Source organism: Sanguibacter biliveldensis (genome assembly GCF_033798665.1).
GTDB lineage: Bacteria > Actinomycetota > Actinomycetes > Actinomycetales > Cellulomonadaceae > Sanguibacter > Sanguibacter inulinus.
The window spans coordinates 1-16,440 of record NZ_CP138359.1; the positions used below are offsets into that span (position 1 = coordinate 1).

The window sequence follows — 16,440 nt, forward strand, 5'->3', positions numbered from 1 at the left end:
GTGGCGACCACAGACGACAACATCAGCGGCATCTGGAAGCAGGCCATCGCCGAGCTCGAGGCGAGCCCCGACATCACGCCTCGCCAGCTGGCCTTCGTCAAGCTCGCCAAGCCGCTCGGTCTCTTCGACGGCACGGTGATCATCGCCGTCGCGAACGACCACACCCGTGACTTCCTCGAGACCAGGGTCCGGGCCGAGGTCGTCCAGGCGCTCTCGAACGCACTCGGTCGCGACGCTCGTTTCGCGATCACCGTGGACCCCGAGCTCGGCTTCGACGACGAGTCGCCGACCACCTCCCCCACGACCGAGGCTCCTGCACCAGCGCCGGTGCGCCACGCTCCCCCGGCCCAGGCCGACATCGCGGAGATCTCCCGCCGCCGTGCCTCCATGTCGTCAGGGTCGAGCGCGAGCGGCTCCAGCTCTGTCGAGCCCGCGCTCCTCAACCCGAAGTACCTCTTCGAGACCTTCGTCATCGGCTCGTCCAACAGGTTCGCGCACGCTGCGGCTGTCGCCGTGGCCGAGGCTCCCGCCAAGGCCTACAACCCGCTGTTCATCTACGGCGACTCCGGACTGGGCAAGACCCACCTGCTGCACGCGATCGGCCACTACGCCTACAACCTGTACCCCGGGGTGCGCGTCAAGTACGTCAACTCCGAGGAGTTCACGAACGACTTCATCAACTCGATCCGTGACGAGAAGGCCGGCGCGTTCCAGCGCCGCTACCGCGAGGTCGACTTCCTGCTCATCGACGACATCCAGTTCCTGCAGGGCAAAGAGCAGACGATGGAGGAGTTCTTCCACACCTTCAACACGCTGCACAACGCCAACAAGCAGGTGGTCATCACCTCCGACCTGCCGCCCAAGCAGCTCAACGGCTTCGAAGACCGTCTGCGGTCTCGCTTCGAGTGGGGCCTCATCACCGACGTCCAGCCGCCCGACCTCGAGACCCGTATCGCGATCTTGCGCAAGAAGGCCAGCGGAGAGCGCCTGGCCGCCCCGGACGACGTGCTCGAGTACATCGCCTCGAAGATCTCGTCGAACATCCGTGAGCTCGAGGGCGCGCTCATCCGCGTGACGGCCTTCGCGAACCTCAACCGGCAGCAGGTCGACCTGGCACTGGCCGAGATCGTCCTCAAGGACCTCATCACCGACGACGACGCCTCCCAGATCACCGCGGGCAGCGTCATCGCGCAGACGGCGGCGTACTTCGGCCTCACCATCGACGACCTCTGCGGCAGCTCGCGGTCCCGGGTCCTCGTGACGGCACGCCAGATCGCCATGTACCTGTGCCGCGAGCTGACCGACCTGTCGCTCCCCAAGATCGGCCAGCAGTTCGGTGGGCGCGACCACACCACCGTCATGCACGCCAACCGCAAGATCACCGAGCAGATGGCCGAGCGCCGGTCGACGTTCAACCAGGTCACCGAGCTCACGAGCCGCATCAAGCAGCAGCACAGGGGCTGACCCGACCGGCCGTCCACAGGTGGACAGGAGGTGTCCGTCCGGGGACCGTGGGACGAATGTTCACAGCTGTGGACAGGCCTGTGGATAGCGGTGGACGAGCCCCTTGGATCTTGTGGACGGGAACGCCGTTCACGGTGGACGGCCTGTGGTGGAAAAGTTGTTGTCCACAGACCACCTTGGTCGTCCACAGTTCAGCAACAGCTGCGCGCACAGGCAAAAAACGCGTCTGACCTGCGAAGACACCGCATCCGCACAGAATTCACAAGGGCTACTACGACTACGACTCCTCTCTCAAAGGTCAATCGACTCACCTTCATCACCCGGTGACGAGAAGTCCGAGATGCCAGGAATCAGCCTGTGCAGACCGTGACCCAGGACAGGCCTGACGTCTCCGGTGAACACCGATCACCGATGACAGGAATCTCACCAGCACCTCGGTCGCCAGTGCTGTGCGTCCTCGCGTAAGGTTCAACCACGCGAGGGGGCTCGGTCAGACGGCTGACCCTCGACCGACCACCTCCGGGAGATCGCTCGGGCCTGCGCGCCCTGGACCTCCCGCGTCGAGAGTCTGCGCGCACGAGAAGAGCTGTTCACGAGAAGATCAACGGACGTCAGGGCCCTCCTGGACGGACACAAGACCCGCCCAGAGGCAGGTCGAGGAAGGTGTGGGATGAAGTTCCGGGTTGAGCGCGACGTTCTTGCCGAGGCAGTGACCTGGACGGCCCGTACCCTGCCGACCAGGCCCCCAGCACCTGTCCTCGCCGGTGTGCGCATCGAGGCGTCGGCCGACGGGACGCTCGGGCTCTCGAGCTTCGACTACGAGGTCTCCGCCCGGTCCGAGATCCCCGCCGAGGTCACCGAGCCTGGGGTCATCCTCGTCTCGGGCCGCCTGCTCGCCGAGATCTCCCGCGCTCTCCCGGCCAAGCCTGTCGACTTCTCGGTCGAGGGCACCAAGGTCACCGTCGTCTGCGGCGCGAGCCGTTTCACGCTCCTCACGATGCCCGTCGAGGACTACCCGGCGCTGCCCTCCATGCCTGAGATCAGCGGCACCGTCCACGGCGACGAGCTCACCGCTGCGGTCGCCCAGGTGACCGTCGCCGCCAGCCGTGACGACACGCTCCCGCTGCTCACCGGCGTCCGCGTCGAGATCGAGGGCGAGCGCATCACCATGCTCGCGACAGACCGCTACAGGCTCGCCCTGCGCGAGATGACGTGGAAGCCCGCCTCGCCGGACATCTCGACGGTCGCGCTCGTCCGTGCCCGCACCCTGTCGGACGTCGCCAAGTCGCTCGGCGGGTCGGGCGAGGTCAACGTCGCGCTCTCGACGGGGACCGGGGTCGACCTGGTCGGCTTCGAGGCCGGCGGACGCCACACCACCTCGCTCCTCGTCGACGGCGACTACCCCCACGTGCGTCGCCTGTTCCCCGACGAGACGCCGATCCACGCCGTCGTGCCGACCCAGCCGCTCATCGACGCCGCGAAGCGCGTGGCCCTGGTCGCCGAGCGCAACACGCCGATCCGCATGAGCTTCTCCGAGGGCCAGGTCGTCCTCGACGCAGGCCAGGGTGACGACGCCCAGGCTTCCGAGGCGCTCGAGGCCGTGCTGGTCGGCGAGGACATCTCGGTCGCCTTCAACCCGGCGTTCCTGCTCGACGGGCTCAACGCCCTCGGCACAGACTTCGTGAGGCTCAGCTTCACGCACCCCAACAAGCCGGTCGAGTTCACCGGCCAGGGATCCCTCGACGGTGAGGACAGCTCGCACTACCGCTACCTGCTGGTGCCGATCCGCTTCGCCAGCTGAACAACCCCGAGGAGGGTGACATGCGCATCGGACTTGTCGGACTGGGCAAGATGGGCGCCAACATGCGCACCCGTCTGCGCGCCGGAGGCATCGACGTCGTCGGGTACGACCGAAACCCTGAGGTGACCGACGTCGCCTCGCTCGAAGAGCTCGTGGCCTCGCTCCCCGAGGGTGAGCGCTTCGTGTGGGTGATGGTCCCCGCGGGGGCGATCACCCAGGGAGTCGTCGACGACCTCGCAGGCCTGCTCTCCCCCGGTGACACGGTCATCGAGGGTGGCAACTCGCACTATCTCGACGACGGCAAGCACGCGGCCGCCCTCGCAGAGCACGGCATCGGCTACCTCGACGTCGGCGTCTCAGGCGGCGTCTGGGGCCTCGAGAACGGCTACGGGCTCATGGTCGGCGGTGATGCCGCTCTCGTCGAGCGTGCTCTCCCCGTCTTCGACGCCCTGCGTCCCGAGGGTCCCCGCGACGAGGGCTTCGTGCACGCCGGGGCAGTCGGTGCCGGCCACTACGCCAAGATGGTCCACAACGGCATCGAGTACGGCCTGATGCAGGCCTACGCCGAGGGCTTCGAGCTGCTCGAGGCGAAGGACATCGTCACCGACGTGCCCGGGACCCTCAAGGCCTGGAGCCGCGGCACCGTCGTGCGGTCCTGGCTGCTCGACCTGCTGGTCAAGGCCCTCGAAGAAGACCCGTCGCTCGAGCAGATCAGCGACTGGGTCGAGGACTCGGGCGAGGGTCGCTGGACCGTCGACGAGGCGATCGACTCGGCGGTCCCGCTGCCGGTCATCTCGGCCGCGCTCTTCGCGCGCTTCTCGTCGCGCCAGGGTGCCTCACCGGCCATGAAGGCCGTCGCCGCCCTCCGCCACCAGTTCGGTGGCCACAGCGTCAGGCCGTCGGCCCCGGGCGCATGATCGACTGATGCACGTCTCCCACCTCTCGCTGCTCGACTTCAGGTCGTACGCCCAGGTCGACGTCGAGCTCGAGCCGGGGGTCACGACCCTCGTCGGGCCGAACGGTCAGGGCAAGACGAACCTGGTCGAGGCCCTCGGCTACGTGGCCACCCTCGGCAGCCACCGTGTCTCCTCCGACACGGCGCTGATCCGTGCGGGGGCCTCCCGCGCGGTCGTCCGCACACGCATCGTGCGCGGCGACCGCGCGAGCGTCGTCGAGATCGAGATCGCGCAGGGGCGTGCCAACCGGGCCCAGCTCAACCGCTCCCCCGTGCAGCGGCCGCGCGACGTGCTCGGCATCGCGCGGACGGTCTTGTTCGCCCCCGAGGACCTCGTGCTGGTCAAGGGGGACCCGGACGCGCGGCGCCGGTTCCTCGACGACCTGACTGTGCTGCTGCTCCCCAGGATGGCGGGGGTGTTCTCGGACTACGACCGCGTGCTCCGTCAGCGCAGCGCGCTGCTCAAGTCTGCTGGTGCGGCCCGGCGCTCGTCGAACCCGCCCGACCTGCGCACCCTCGACGTGTGGGACGCCAAGCTCGCCCAGGTGGGCGCGCAGATCATCGCGGTCAGGCTGCAGCTGGTCGCTGCGCTGCGCCCCCACGTCGCTCTCGCCTACGACCAGGTGAGCTCGGGTCAGGGGCACGCAGAGATCGAGTACAGGTCGTCGCTCTCGGCCGTGCTGAGCGGGGTGGACGACAGGTCGATCTCGGGTCTGGCGGCCGAGCCTGTCCCCGCCCCTGACGCGGGTGCTGGCGCGCCGTCGACCGAGCACCTCGAGCAGCAGCTCATGGAGGCGCTGTCGATCGTGCGCCCGAAGGAGCTCGAGCGCGGGGTCTGCCTCGTCGGCCCTCACCGCGACGACCTGACCCTCACCCTCGGCGGGCTGCCTGCCAAGGGCTACGCGAGCCACGGTGAGTCCTGGTCCTTCGCCCTCGCGCTGCGGCTCGCCTCGTACAGGCTGCTGACCGACGGACCTGACCCGGCGTCGGCCGACGCCGCCTTCTGGTTCGCGGACACGGGCCCGGACACCGAGCCGATCCTCGTGCTCGACGACGTGTTCGCCGAGCTCGACTCCCGTCGTCGTGGACGTCTCGCCGAGCTCGTCGAGGGTGCGAGCCAGGTCCTCATCACCGCGGCCGTCGGGGAGGACATCCCCGAGCGGCTGCACGGGGCGCGCCTGGCGGTCTCGGGCGGCACGGTGACCCGTGCCTGAGGCCCCCGGCGCCCGCGGAAGGTCACGGGCGTCTGGCGCTGGCGGTCTCGGGCGGCCGGGTGGTGCGGACAGCCAGAGCACCCCGGAGAGCGAGGGCCTGGAGGACCAGACCCGCACGACCGGGACCGACGACGACGAGACCGACGGGCCGGTCCTCCCGGACGACCGGCCGGTCAGCGAGATCATCGAGCTGAAGGCGCCCGGCGACGTCGCCCGTGAGGCCCTCAACCGAGCGCGAGCCGCCGCCAAGGCGAAAGGTCTCTACCCCGGGGCTCAGCGGCGACGGATCCTGGCCGAGCCGCGGCGCAGCGGGCCCGGCAAGGACGGTCGCGACCCGAAGCTGTTCGCCGAGACCCTCTCGGCCTTCCTGGAGCAGCGAGGCTGGGTCCAGGAGGTCTCGGTCGGCGGTGTCATCGGCCGGTGGCGCGAGGTCGTCGGGGACGACATCGCCGACCACTGCGAGCCGTTGACCTTCGAGAACGGGATCCTCACGGTGCGGGCGTCGTCGACGGCCTGGGCGACCCAGATCCGTCTGCTCGTGCCCCAGCTCCTCGGCGTCCTCGAGCGCGAGGTCGGGCAGGACGTCGTGCAGACCATCGCCGTCCAGGGGCCGACGGGTCCCGGCTTCGGAAAGGGTTTTCGCTCGGTCCAGGGCCGCGGTGCACGCGACACCTACGGCTGACCAGACCGCTGTCGTCCACCTGAGGGTGGATCCTCGGGACGACCTGGTCTCGACCTGTGCAGACACCTGTGGAAAAGCGGCGTGAATCCCCGCTGATCCGCGTCTTTCCGGTAGACTCTGAAGGTCATTCCGCCCGCGTGCTGCAGGCGGAAAAGAGCAGCGTGACCGCCGTCGCACACCCTGGCCCGCTCGGAGTCCGAGCGCGTCGCCGGAGCGAGGACGGATGCGCGCTGCAAGAGGACTAGGAGCACCACCAGCCGTGGCAGAACTCAACAACGCCGCCGATTCCGAGCCGTCGACCCACGTCCCCGGAACCGTCGACGGAGGGTACGGTGCCAGCGACATCACGGTCCTCGAAGGACTCGAGGCCGTGCGCAAGCGTCCCGGCATGTACATCGGCTCGACCGGAGAGCGTGGTCTGCACCACCTCGTCTACGAGGTGGTCGACAACTCTGTCGACGAGGCCCTCGCCGGCTACTGCGACCACATCGAGGTGACGCTGCTCGACGACGGCGGTGTCCGTGTCGTCGACAACGGCCGAGGCATCCCCGTCGACATCCACCCGACCGAGGGTCGCCCCACGGTCGAGGTCGTCATGACGATCCTGCATGCCGGCGGAAAGTTCGGCGGCGGCGGCTACGCGGTCTCGGGTGGTCTGCACGGTGTCGGCATCTCGGTCGTCAACGCGCTGTCCAGCCGCGTCGAGACCGTCGTGCGACGCCAGGGTTTCACCTGGCACCAGTCCTTCGCAGACGGCGGCAAGCCTGTCGGCGAGCTCCGCAAGGGCGAGCCGACGGACCAGACCGGGACCACTCAGACCTTCTGGGCAGACGGAAGCATCTTCGAGACCACTCGCTACGACTTCGAGACGCTCCGCGCGCGGTTCCAGCAGATGGCCTTCCTCAACAAGGGCCTGCGGATCTCGCTCACCGACGAGCGCTCCGACGTCGCCGAGACCGACGACGAGGTCACCGGCGCCGACGAGGCCGAGGGCTCCGGCGCTCAGGCACGGACCGTCGTCTACAAGTACGACCGCGGCCTGCTCGACTACGTCGCCCACCTCAACTCGGCCAAGCGTGTGGAGATCGTCCACGAGGACATCATCGCCTTCGAGTCCGAGGACACCGAGCGGCGCATCTCGCTCGAGGTCGCGATGCAGTGGACCAACGCCTACTCCGAGTCGGTCCACACCTACGCGAACACCATCTCGACGACCGAGGGCGGGACGCACGAAGAGGGCTTCCGCGCCGCGATGACGTCCCTGATCAACCGCTATGCGCGGGCCAAGGGCATCATCAAGGAGAAGGACGACAACCTCACGGGTGACGACATCCGCGAGGGCCTCACGGCCGTCATCTCGATCAAGCTCGGCGAGCCCCAGTTCGAGGGCCAGACGAAGACCAAGCTCGGCAACACCGAGGCCAAGACCTTCGTCCAGTCCGTCGTCAACGAGCAGCTGGGCGACTGGCTCGACTCGCACCCGAACGAGGCCAAGGACATCATCCGCAAGGCCATCCAGGCCTCGCAGGCCCGCCTGGCTGCACGCAAGGCGCGCGAGGCGACCCGCCGCAAGGGTCTGCTCGAGTCCGGCGGCATGCCGGGCAAGCTCCGCGACTGCCAGTCGAACAAGCCTGAGGAGTGCGAGGTCTACATCGTCGAGGGTGACTCGGCAGGCGGCTCTGCGGTCCGTGGGCGCAACCCCCGCACCCAGGCGATCCTGCCCATCCGAGGCAAGATCCTCAACGTCGAGCGCGCGCGCCTCGACAAGGCCCTGGGCAACCAGGAGGTCCAGGCGCTCATCACGGCCTTCGGGACCGGCATCGGCGAAGACTTCGACATCGCCAAGCTGAGGTACCACAAGATCGTGCTCATGGCTGACGCCGACGTCGACGGCCAGCACATCTGCACCCTGCTCCTGACGCTGCTGTTCCGCTACATGCGACCGCTCATCGAGCACGGCATGGTCTACCTCGCGCAGCCGCCGCTGTACCGCATCAAGTGGTCCAACGCCGAGCACGACTACGTGTACTCCGACCGTGAGCGCGACGAGTACATCGCCGCGGGCATCGCCAACGGCAAGCGGATCCCCAAGGACAACGGCATCCAGCGCTACAAGGGTCTCGGCGAGATGGACTACTCCGAGCTCTGGGACACCACGATGGACCCCGACCACCGCACGCTCCTGCAGGTCACGCTCGACGACGCGGCAGCAGCTGACGAGATCTTCTCCGTGCTCATGGGAGAAGACGTCGAGTCCCGCCGCAACTTCATCCAGCGCAACGCCAAGGACGTCAGGTTCCTGGACATCTAGCGGGTCGTGACCGGGACGCCCGGTCCCATGACGACGCAGCCCCCACGAGCCAGACCGAGACGGCGACAGTGCCGGACCGAGAACGAGGAACACCGTGACAGACGATCTGACACCTGAGCCCAGCACTCCCGAGATCCTCGGCGAGAACGGGCTCGCCATCGAGCACGGACGCATCCAGAGCGTCGACCTGCAGCTCGAGATGCAGCGCTCCTACCTGGACTACGCGATGAGCGTGATCGTCGGGCGTGCGCTGCCCGAGGTCCGTGACGGGCTCAAGCCCGTCCACCGCCGCGTGCTCTACGCCATGTACGACGGCGGTTACCGCCCCGACCGTGCGTTCTCCAAGTGCAGCCGCGTCGTCGGCGACGTCATGGGAAAGTTCCACCCCCACGGTGACACCGCGATCTACGACGCGCTCGTGCGTCTCGTGCAGGACTGGTCGCTGCGCTACCCGCTCGTGGCCGGGCAGGGGAACTTCGGCTCCCCAGGCAACGACCCTGCGGCTGCCCCGCGGTACACCGAGTGCCGCATGGCCCCGATCGCCATGGAGATGGTCCGGGACATCGACAAGGACACCGTCGACTTCCAGGACAACTACGACGGCCGCACGCAGGAGCCGTCGATCTTGCCGTCACGGTTCCCGAACCTGCTGGTCAACGGCTCGTCGGGCATCGCCGTCGGCATGGCCACGAACATCCCGCCGCACAACCTCCGTGAGGTCGCCGAGGGCGTGCAGTGGTATCTCGACCACCCTGACGCCTCGCCCGAAGAGGTCCTCGACGCGCTCATCCGCATCATCAAGGGCCCGGACTTCCCGACAGGTGCGACGATCCTCGGCCACCGCGGGATCGAGGACGCCTACCGCACGGGCCGCGGCTCGATCACGATGCGCGCGATCGTCAACGTCGAGGAGATCCAGAACCGGATCTGCCTCGTCGTCACCGAGCTCCCGTACCAGGTCAACCCCGACACCCTCGCGCTGAAGATCGCCGAGCTGGTCAAGGACGGCCGCGTCCAGGGGATCGCGGACATCCGCGACGAGACCTCGGGCCGCACAGGCCAGCGCCTGGTGATCGTGCTCAAGCGCGACGCCGTCGCGAAGGTCGTGCTCAACAACCTCTACAAGCACACGCAGCTGCAGGACAACTTCGGTGCCAACATGCTCGCGCTCGTCGACGGTGTGCCCCGCACGCTGAGCATCGACGCGTTCATCCGCCACTGGGTCGCCCACCAGCTCGAGGTCATCGTGCGCCGCACGGCCTTCCTGCTGCGCGAGGCCGAGTCGAAGATCCACATCTTCCGCGGGTACCTCAAGGCGCTCGACCGCCTCGACGACGTCATCGCGCTCATCCGCCGCTCCCCCGACGCCGACCGTGCGCGCCAGGGCCTCATCGAGATGCTCGACATCGACGAGATCCAGGCGACCGCGATCCTCAACATGCAGCTGCGCCGCCTGGCCGCCCTGCAGCGCCAGGAGATCATCGACGAGCACGACAAGCTCGAGAAGGAGATCCTGGAGTACCAGGACATCCTCGCGAAGGAGTCGCGCCAGCGCCAGATCGTCTCCGACGAGATGAACGAGCTCGTCGCGAAGTACGGCGACGAGCGTCGCACGACGATCCTCCCGCACGCCGGCGAGGTCTCGATGGAAGACCTCATCGCCGAGGAGGAGATGGTCGTCACCATCACCCGCGGTGGCTACGCCAAGCGGACCCGCAGCGACAACTACCGTGCGCAGAAGCGTGGCGGCAAGGGAGTGCGTGGCGCCCAGCTGCGCGAGGACGACATCGTCGACCACTTCTTCGTCACGACCACGCACCACTGGCTGCTCTTCTTCACCAACCTCGGCCGCGTCTACCGTGCCAAGGCCTACGAGCTGCCCGAGGGCGGCCGTGACGCGAAGGGCCAGCACGTCGCCAACCTCCTGGCCTTCCAGCCCGGGGAGAAGATCGCGCAGGTCCTCGACATGCGCGACTACGACGTCGCGGACTACCTCGTGCTCGCCACCCGCCGCGGGACAGTGAAGAAGACCCGGCTGTCCGAGTACGACTCGAACCGCAGCGGCGGTGTCATCGCGATCAACCTGCGCGAGGACGCCGACGGCCACCCTGACGAGCTCGTCTCGGCGCGCCTCGTCGACGCGACAGACGACCTCATCCTCGTCTCGCGCAAGGGCCAGTCGATCCGCTTCACGGCGAGCGACGAGGCCATGCGGCCCCTGGGACGCGCCACCTCGGGCGTCACCGGCATGAAGTTCCGCGAGGACGACGAGCTCCTCGCCATGGACGTCGTCCGTGAGGGTGCCCACCTGTTCGTGGTCACCGAGGGTGGGTTCGCCAAGCGCACGAGCGTCGACGAGTACCGCGTCCAAGGACGTGGCGGGCTCGGGATCAAGGTCGCCAACCTCGTCGAGGCGCGTGGAGATCTTGTGGGGGCTCTGGTGACGGACGAAGATGACGAGGTACTCGTCATCATGGAGCGTGGCAAGATCGTGCGATCTGCTGTGAACCAGGTGAACCTCACCGGGCGCACCACGCAGGGCGTGACCTTCGCCAAGCCCGACAAGAACGACCGCATCATCGCGGTCGCTCGTAACGTCGAGCGGAACCTGGGTGACGACATCGACTCAGAGGAGTCCGGTGAGGGGACTGACGGGGGCGCCGTGACGACGAGCGACGACCTGCAGCACCCGGGCGACACTGTCGCCGCTCCGGATTCGACCACCGGATCCGAGGAGGACGCATGAGCGGCGAAGCCACAGGCAAGCCCACAGCAGCATCGGGGAAGCCCGCCCGGGGCACCAGCGCCTCCACCCCGCCGGCTCCCCCGGCACCGTCCGTGAGCTCCCCGCCGCCGTCGGTCCCGCCGAAGAAGGCCGCCGGCACGCCGTCGCCCACCTCGGCGGCTGGCGCGACCAAGGTGTCAGGCTCTGGCGGTTCGCAGGGAGCCAAGACCACGGGCGCCCAGGCTGAGGCTGCGAAGACCGCACCTTCGACCCGTCCCGCCGGCACCCCGGCGGCGAAGGGTCCCAGCCCGATCGGGACAGTCACCGCCGCCACCGCGACCTCGCCGGCACCCTCGGTCACCGGCGCGCCGGCCTCCCAGGGCAGCAGCACGGCGCCCGCACGGCCGTCGGTCACGCAGGCTGACCCGAGCACGGGCACCACGCAGGCCTCACCAACCGTGAAGAAGGCCGTGCCCGGGCCGCGACGTGTGCGTCTGGCCGTCGCACGGATCGACCCGTGGTCCGCCATGAAGCTGTCGTTCCTGCTGTCGATCGCCCTCGGCATCATGATGATCGTGGCGACCATCGTGTTCTGGATGGTCCTCGACGGCATGTACGTCTTCACCGAGGTCGACAGGCTCGTCCAGGAGGTCCTCGGCGACGCAGCGGACGTCAACGTGCTCCAGTACGTCGAGTTCAAGCGCGTGGTGTCCCTGGCCACGATCATCGCGATCGTCGACATGGTGCTGCTCACAGCCCTCGCCACGATCGGGGCATTCCTGTACAACGTGGTCGCCTCGCTCGTCGGCGGTGTGCACCTCACGCTCATCGACGAGTAAGATCATCACGCGCTCGATCCCGCTCGGGACCGGTGCTGACGCTCAGTTTGAGCGTCACGCCGATCGTGGGGTAAGGTCAAGCGCTGCACAACGGAAGCCCTCGGGCTGCTGACGTGCGCACGGGCCTTTAGCTCAGGCGGTTAGAGCGCTTCGCTGATAACGAAGAGGTCGGAGGTTCAAGTCCTCCAAGGCCCACTGTCGGATCCCACTAGAGGGGGAACGTATGAAGAAGCTGTTGTTCACACTCGCTGTCGCGGGAATCGGGTACGCCGTCTGGCGCAGGTACACCGAGGACAACGCAGAGCGTGACCTCTGGTCAGAGGTCACGGACACGTTCAAGTAGTCCGGCACGCAGCGCACCTCAGGTGCGTGAGGGGCCATGGCGCAATTGGTAGCGCACCTGCTTTGCAAGCAGGGGGTTAGGGGTTCGAGTCCCCTTGGCTCCACAGGATGACACGAGAGGCCCCGCCACGGCGGGGCCTCTTGTCGTTGTCGGGACAGGCTCCGAGTACCGGGGGACGACGCTACTGGTGCTCCGCGGAGATCGCCGCTCGCACCCTCTCTCGCAGAGCGGGATCGCAGACGTAGACGTACGTCCCCCTCATGCCACGGGTCAGCAGGACGTAGTAGGCGTTGCGGATGTACTCCAGCAGCTCGTGCTCGTCGCGGACCGACCGCACCTCGCGGTCGAAATGAGATTCTCGGACGGCGCGTACCCCGCCGTGGTCCTCGTCCCAGACGATGTCCGGGCCGATGATCACGCCGGCATAGTTGAGGTCGTAGCCCTGCACGGTGTGGACGCTGCCCACCTCGTCGATCGACCCCTCCGAGCTGATCCAGTCTGTGTCCGTCCGGTTCCAGCGCAGCTCCACCCCGTCTTCTGAGATGTCGTGAGGGGCGTCGACCGACACATCTCCCTTGCTGGTCCATCTCCACGCGTACCCGGCGACCAGCCGCGACAGCCCGACCTCTGACTCGCGCTCCAGGATCTGGGACTGCATGTCCGTCAGGTCGTCGAAGAACCGGAGGTCGTACGAGGCCGGTACGCGTGCTGGGACGGGGGAGTCCGTCAGGAGCGCCCGTGCGAAGCCGAGATAGCCCTGCCCGGCCGAGACCCGCATCTGAGACTCCAGCTCGTAGAAGCGGTGATCGGCGGACGCACGGGCGACGAGACCGTCGATGACGGTCCGAGACACGTCGGCCGGCCGCACAGTCTGCTCACCGTCGACGAGGTAGATCTGGTGGGTGCTCTTCGCGGAGATCCAGTCCACTGCGGTCCGCCCCTCGGACATCTCCCCGAAGAGGTCCCGGTTCCGTTGTGAGAAGGCTCCTCGGGTCGGGCCTGCGCCACGGTGCGTCAGACGGTGAGCCTCGTCCACCACGAGGAGGTCCCAGATCCCGGGAGACGCCGCGACGGTGTAGGGGCTGAGGACCGTCACTCCCTTCAGACCAGGCGTCCGCCGGAAGACTGACGTGATGGTCTTCCGCAACGACTGCTGGGGGACCACGAAGCCGATCCGCAAGCCGTCGAGCAGCTCGCGGTTCCCGTCGAGGAAGAAGTCCGAGAACCGTCCCTCATCGCTCGGGTCGACCCCGCTACCAGAGTCCTGGATGTCACGGAGAAGCTTGAGCAGGAAGATGGCGACGACAGTCTTGCCAGTGCCCGGCCCTCCGCGGACGACGGACGCGCTCTCTCGCCCTTCCGTGAGGTCCTCGAGAAGACCCTCCACGATGCCGTCGACCGCGACGAGCTGCTCGTCGTTCAGCGCCTTGTACGGTGAGAGCTTGAAGAGGTTGAGGTTCTCGATCTCGTCGACGCTCCGCCGGAACATGCCCTCGGTCCTGAGCCTGTCGAAGACCTTGTCGAAGAGGGGCTGGTACCGCGTGGTGCGTTCGAAGTAGCCGGAGTCTTGCTGGCCGTCGTTCCGGTTGAGAGGCGCGTAGGCACCGTCGGCGTGGAACAGAGCGATGAGGCGCGACTCGAGGTCGAGGCAGGCCGACTTGTTGAACTCCTCGTCGATGACGACCCGAACCTCGCGGAGCCCCGCCTTGGACGGGTGGTCGAGATGCTGGCGCAGCCGGTGACGTGCTCGCGTGGTCTCGCCGACATAGACCTTCCGTGAGTCGGTGATCATGTAGACCACCGGCCAGTCGTGGTGCCGGCCGTCAGGTTCACGCCATCCCCGGACAGTGGCTGCGTCGAAGCTCAGCCGCGTCACGCGCGGGCGCTCAGAGAGCGTCATATCGCGCGCTCCGTCCGCGGGACGTCTCGACCGGGTACTTCCGCCGGGTCTTCTCGAGCTTGTCGAGCACGATCTGCTGCGGGTCGAGCCCCAACCTGTCTGCGAGAGCGAGGCAGTAGGTGAGGACATCCGCGAGCTCGTCACGTACCGCTCCTGGGTCCGCCTCGGACGACCACTGGAAGCACTCGAGCAGCTCACCAGCCTCGATGGAGATGGACTTCGCGAGGTTCTCGGGAGTGTGGAACTGCTCCCAGTCGCGCTCGGCGAAGAACGCTCTCAGAGCATGGAGTGCCTCGTCGGGAGCCATGGCTCGCAGCGTACCAGCGGCTCCCGGCCGTCTCGCCGGCCAGCTGTCCGCCGGCCCCGCTCGACGATGCCGGGAGCACGCACGACGAAGGCCACGGTCCCGAGGAACCGTGGCCTTCGTCGTCTGTGCTGGGGTCGAGCTACTTCGTGTCGTCCTCGGTGGACGTCGGGGCGACCTGGCCCGCGCGGTTGACCGCGTCGTCCTGGTCGGTCGACTCGGCGTCCTTGTCGGAGACCTTCGCCTCGACCTCGGTCGCGAGGGCGTCGCCGGCCTTCTTCGCGGAGTCGACGGCGTGCTCGCTGGCCTCGCCGAGGTCGTCTGCTGCGGACTTCGCGGTGCTCTTGGCGCGCGAGGTGGTCTTCTTCGCGGTGGCCTTGGCCTCGGAGAGCTTGTCGGCGACCTTCTCGGAGAGGTCTTCGGCCTTGTCGGCGACCTTGCCCGAGACCTCACGGGTCTTGGCGACAGCAGCGCCAGCAGCCTCGCCGACAGCCTCGGCGGCGTTGCCGACAGCGCCCTCGACGTTGTCGACGGCGCTCGAGTCGACCTTCTCCCACGGCTCGGCCCAAGGGTCGGTCGTCGGCTGCGCGCGGCGCCACAGGACGAGCGCGCCACCGGCCGCGGCGACCCCGGCGACGACCCACCAGCCCTTGCCGGACTTCTTCTGCTTCTTCTTGGTGTGCTTCTCGACGGAGTGCACGGCGTCGGAGAGCTTGATGGGTGCCTTGGCCGAGGCAGCCTTGATGGAGTCGGCCACGTGGGTCGCACCCGACGATGCCTTGGACGCCACGGTGCTCGCCCCGTCGCTCGTGACGTCGGCGGCGTTCTTGGCAGCCTCGTTGAGTGCGGCGACGATCTTGGGGAAGACCTCGTCGACGAGCTTGTCGTGGGCGCTGTCGATCACGGGGGAGGCCTTCTCGGCTGCCTTCTCGACGCGGGGCGCGGCGGCCTTGACCGACTCGTTCCACGCCTGCTCGATGCGCGGGGTGACCCACTCGACGAAGGCCTCGACCTTGGGTGTTCCCCAGTCCTTGGCCTGCAGAGCAGCCTCTCGGGCCTGACCGGCGACGACGCCGGCCTTCTCGCCGGCCTGGTGCGCACCGTCAGCGAGGACGGAGGCGAGGTCGGCGGCCTGGTCCTTGATCTTGTCGGTGTCGATCTTGTCGCTCGCGCTGCGTGCCGAGTCCTTGATTCCGTCCAACATTCAAAGCTCCCTGAGAGTAGTGGGCATGCACCTGAGTCCACTCTGCCACCTCACGGGCCTGCGCGCAGAGGGGTCGGACGTGACCATCCTGTGCTGGTCCTGCCCCGGACCGCCTGGTCGTGGGACAATGGCGGCATGTTCGCAACCCTCCACACCACTGCTGGTGACATCCGTATCGAGCTGTTCCCCAACCACACGCCGAAGACGGTCGAGAACTTCACGGGTCTCGCGACCGGGTCGAAGACCTGGACCGACCCCAAGACGGGCGCCGAGAGCAACGAGCCCTTCTACGACGGCCTGATCTTCCACCGCGTCATCCCGGGCTTCATGATCCAGGGCGGGTGCCCGCTCGGCACCGGCACCGGAGACCCGGGCTACAAGTTCGACGACGAGATCCACCCGGAGCTGTCCTTCAACAAGCCGTACCTCCTCGCGATGGCCAACGCCGGCACGCGCCGCAACGCCATCACCGGCAAGCCCGAGGGCACCAACGGCTCGCAGTTCTTCGTCTCGGTCGAGGCCACCCCGTGGCTCAACGGCAAGCACACCATCTTCGGTGAGGTCGCCGACGACTCGAGCCGCGCCGTCGTCGACGCGATCGCCTCCGCTGCGACGCGCCCCGGCGACCGTCCGGTCGAGGACATCACCATCACGTCCGTCACGATCGAGGACTGAGCGGCGCACCGCCGCTGACCTGC

The 16,440-nt window shown here is 67.9% G+C and carries 13 protein-coding genes and 2 tRNA genes; 12 read left to right on the forward strand and 3 right to left on the reverse strand.

Annotated features, from left to right (window positions below):
• The 11 genes from dnaA to SANBI_RS00055 all read left to right on the forward strand — a co-directional run bounded on the left by dnaA (position 1) and on the right by SANBI_RS00055 (position 12,437).
• Positions 1–1,464 carry a chromosomal replication initiator protein DnaA gene (dnaA, locus tag SANBI_RS00005; RefSeq protein ID WP_056134616.1) on the forward strand — a complete coding sequence of 488 codons (1,464 nt, stop codon included), beginning with the start codon at positions 1–3 and terminating at the stop codon, positions 1,462–1,464.
• Positions 1,465–2,134: 670 nt separating this feature from the next.
• Positions 2,135–3,265, forward strand: coding sequence for a DNA polymerase III subunit beta (gene dnaN, locus SANBI_RS00010; RefSeq protein ID WP_319157771.1), 1,131 nt, complete (start codon positions 2,135–2,137; stop codon positions 3,263–3,265).
• Positions 3,266–3,285: 20 nt separating this feature from the next.
• Positions 3,286–4,182, forward strand: a complete 897-nt coding sequence (gnd, locus tag SANBI_RS00015) for a phosphogluconate dehydrogenase (NAD(+)-dependent, decarboxylating) (RefSeq protein ID WP_056134622.1) — start codon at positions 3,286–3,288, stop codon at positions 4,180–4,182.
• A 7-nt stretch (positions 4,183–4,189) separates the two neighbouring features.
• Positions 4,190–5,434: a DNA replication/repair protein RecF gene (gene recF / locus SANBI_RS00020; protein WP_319157773.1), complete on the forward strand. Its 1,245-nt coding sequence runs from the start codon at positions 4,190–4,192 to the stop codon at positions 5,432–5,434.
• Complete coding sequence (locus SANBI_RS00025; protein ID WP_319157775.1) at positions 5,427–6,116, forward strand: DciA family protein; 690 nt, start codon at positions 5,427–5,429, stop codon at positions 6,114–6,116. Before recF ends, SANBI_RS00025 begins: the two co-directional genes overlap by 8 nt.
• A 259-nt stretch (positions 6,117–6,375) precedes the next feature.
• The gene (gene gyrB / locus SANBI_RS00030; protein ID WP_319157777.1) at positions 6,376–8,427 is read left to right on the forward strand and encodes a DNA topoisomerase (ATP-hydrolyzing) subunit B; all 2,052 of its coding nucleotides are present in this window, start codon (positions 6,376–6,378) and stop codon (positions 8,425–8,427) included.
• Between the two features lie 94 nt (positions 8,428–8,521).
• Positions 8,522–11,173 (forward strand): DNA gyrase subunit A, encoded by a 2,652-nt coding sequence (gene gyrA, locus SANBI_RS00035; RefSeq protein WP_408669727.1) that lies wholly within the window; start codon positions 8,522–8,524, stop codon positions 11,171–11,173.
• Positions 11,170–11,991 (forward strand): DUF3566 domain-containing protein, encoded by an 822-nt coding sequence (locus SANBI_RS00040; RefSeq protein ID WP_319157779.1) that lies wholly within the window; start codon positions 11,170–11,172, stop codon positions 11,989–11,991. Before gyrA ends, SANBI_RS00040 begins: the two co-directional genes overlap by 4 nt.
• Positions 11,992–12,112: 121 nt before the next feature.
• Positions 12,113–12,186, forward strand: a tRNA-Ile gene (locus SANBI_RS00045).
• A 28-nt stretch (positions 12,187–12,214) separates the two neighbouring features.
• Complete coding sequence (locus SANBI_RS00050) at positions 12,215–12,334, forward strand: DLW-39 family protein (protein WP_235533947.1); 120 nt, start codon at positions 12,215–12,217, stop codon at positions 12,332–12,334.
• 30 nt (positions 12,335–12,364) lie between these two features.
• Positions 12,365–12,437 (forward strand) — tRNA-Ala (locus tag SANBI_RS00055).
• A gap of 78 nt (positions 12,438–12,515) precedes the next feature.
• Here SANBI_RS00055 and SANBI_RS00060 read toward each other — a convergent pair.
• The 3 genes from SANBI_RS00060 to SANBI_RS00070 form a co-directional block, all read right to left on the reverse strand.
• Complete coding sequence (locus SANBI_RS00060; RefSeq protein WP_319157781.1) at positions 12,516–14,234, reverse strand: DNA/RNA helicase domain-containing protein; 1,719 nt, start codon at positions 14,232–14,234, stop codon at positions 12,516–12,518.
• Positions 14,221–14,541: a nucleotide pyrophosphohydrolase gene (locus SANBI_RS00065; RefSeq protein ID WP_056134632.1), complete on the reverse strand. Its 321-nt coding sequence runs from the start codon at positions 14,539–14,541 to the stop codon at positions 14,221–14,223. The genes SANBI_RS00060 and SANBI_RS00065 overlap by 14 nt, the downstream gene beginning before the upstream one ends.
• Before the next feature lie 139 nt (positions 14,542–14,680).
• Entirely contained in the window at positions 14,681–15,742 is a 1,062-nt protein-coding gene (locus tag SANBI_RS00070) for a hypothetical protein (RefSeq protein WP_319157784.1), read from the reverse strand.
• 135 nt (positions 15,743–15,877) lie between these two features.
• Between SANBI_RS00070 and SANBI_RS00075 the strand changes: the two genes are divergently transcribed.
• On the forward strand, positions 15,878–16,417 hold the full coding sequence (locus tag SANBI_RS00075; RefSeq protein ID WP_319157786.1) for a peptidylprolyl isomerase: 540 nt from the start codon (positions 15,878–15,880) through the stop codon (positions 16,415–16,417).
• The last annotated feature ends 23 nt before the right edge of the window (positions 16,418–16,440 follow it).

Excerpts from the sequence above, each read along its gene's own strand:
- dnaN (WP_319157771.1), top strand. The coding sequence starts at position 2,135 with ATGAAGTTCCGGGTTGAGCGCGACGTTCTTGCCGAGGCAGTGACCTGG.
- gnd (WP_056134622.1), top strand. The coding sequence starts at position 3,286 with ATGCGCATCGGACTTGTCGGACTGGGCAAGATGGGCGCCAACATGCGC.
- recF (WP_319157773.1), top strand. The coding sequence starts at position 4,190 with ATGCACGTCTCCCACCTCTCGCTGCTCGACTTCAGGTCGTACGCCCAG.
- SANBI_RS00040 (WP_319157779.1), top strand. The coding sequence starts at position 11,170 with ATGAGCGGCGAAGCCACAGGCAAGCCCACAGCAGCATCGGGGAAGCCC.
- SANBI_RS00050 (WP_235533947.1), top strand. The coding sequence starts at position 12,215 with ATGAAGAAGCTGTTGTTCACACTCGCTGTCGCGGGAATCGGGTACGCC.
- SANBI_RS00060 (WP_319157781.1), bottom strand. The coding sequence starts at position 14,234 with ATGACGCTCTCTGAGCGCCCGCGCGTGACGCGGCTGAGCTTCGACGCA.
- SANBI_RS00065 (WP_056134632.1), bottom strand. The coding sequence starts at position 14,541 with ATGGCTCCCGACGAGGCACTCCATGCTCTGAGAGCGTTCTTCGCCGAG.
- SANBI_RS00070 (WP_319157784.1), bottom strand. The coding sequence starts at position 15,742 with ATGTTGGACGGAATCAAGGACTCGGCACGCAGCGCGAGCGACAAGATC.
- SANBI_RS00075 (WP_319157786.1), top strand. The coding sequence starts at position 15,878 with ATGTTCGCAACCCTCCACACCACTGCTGGTGACATCCGTATCGAGCTG.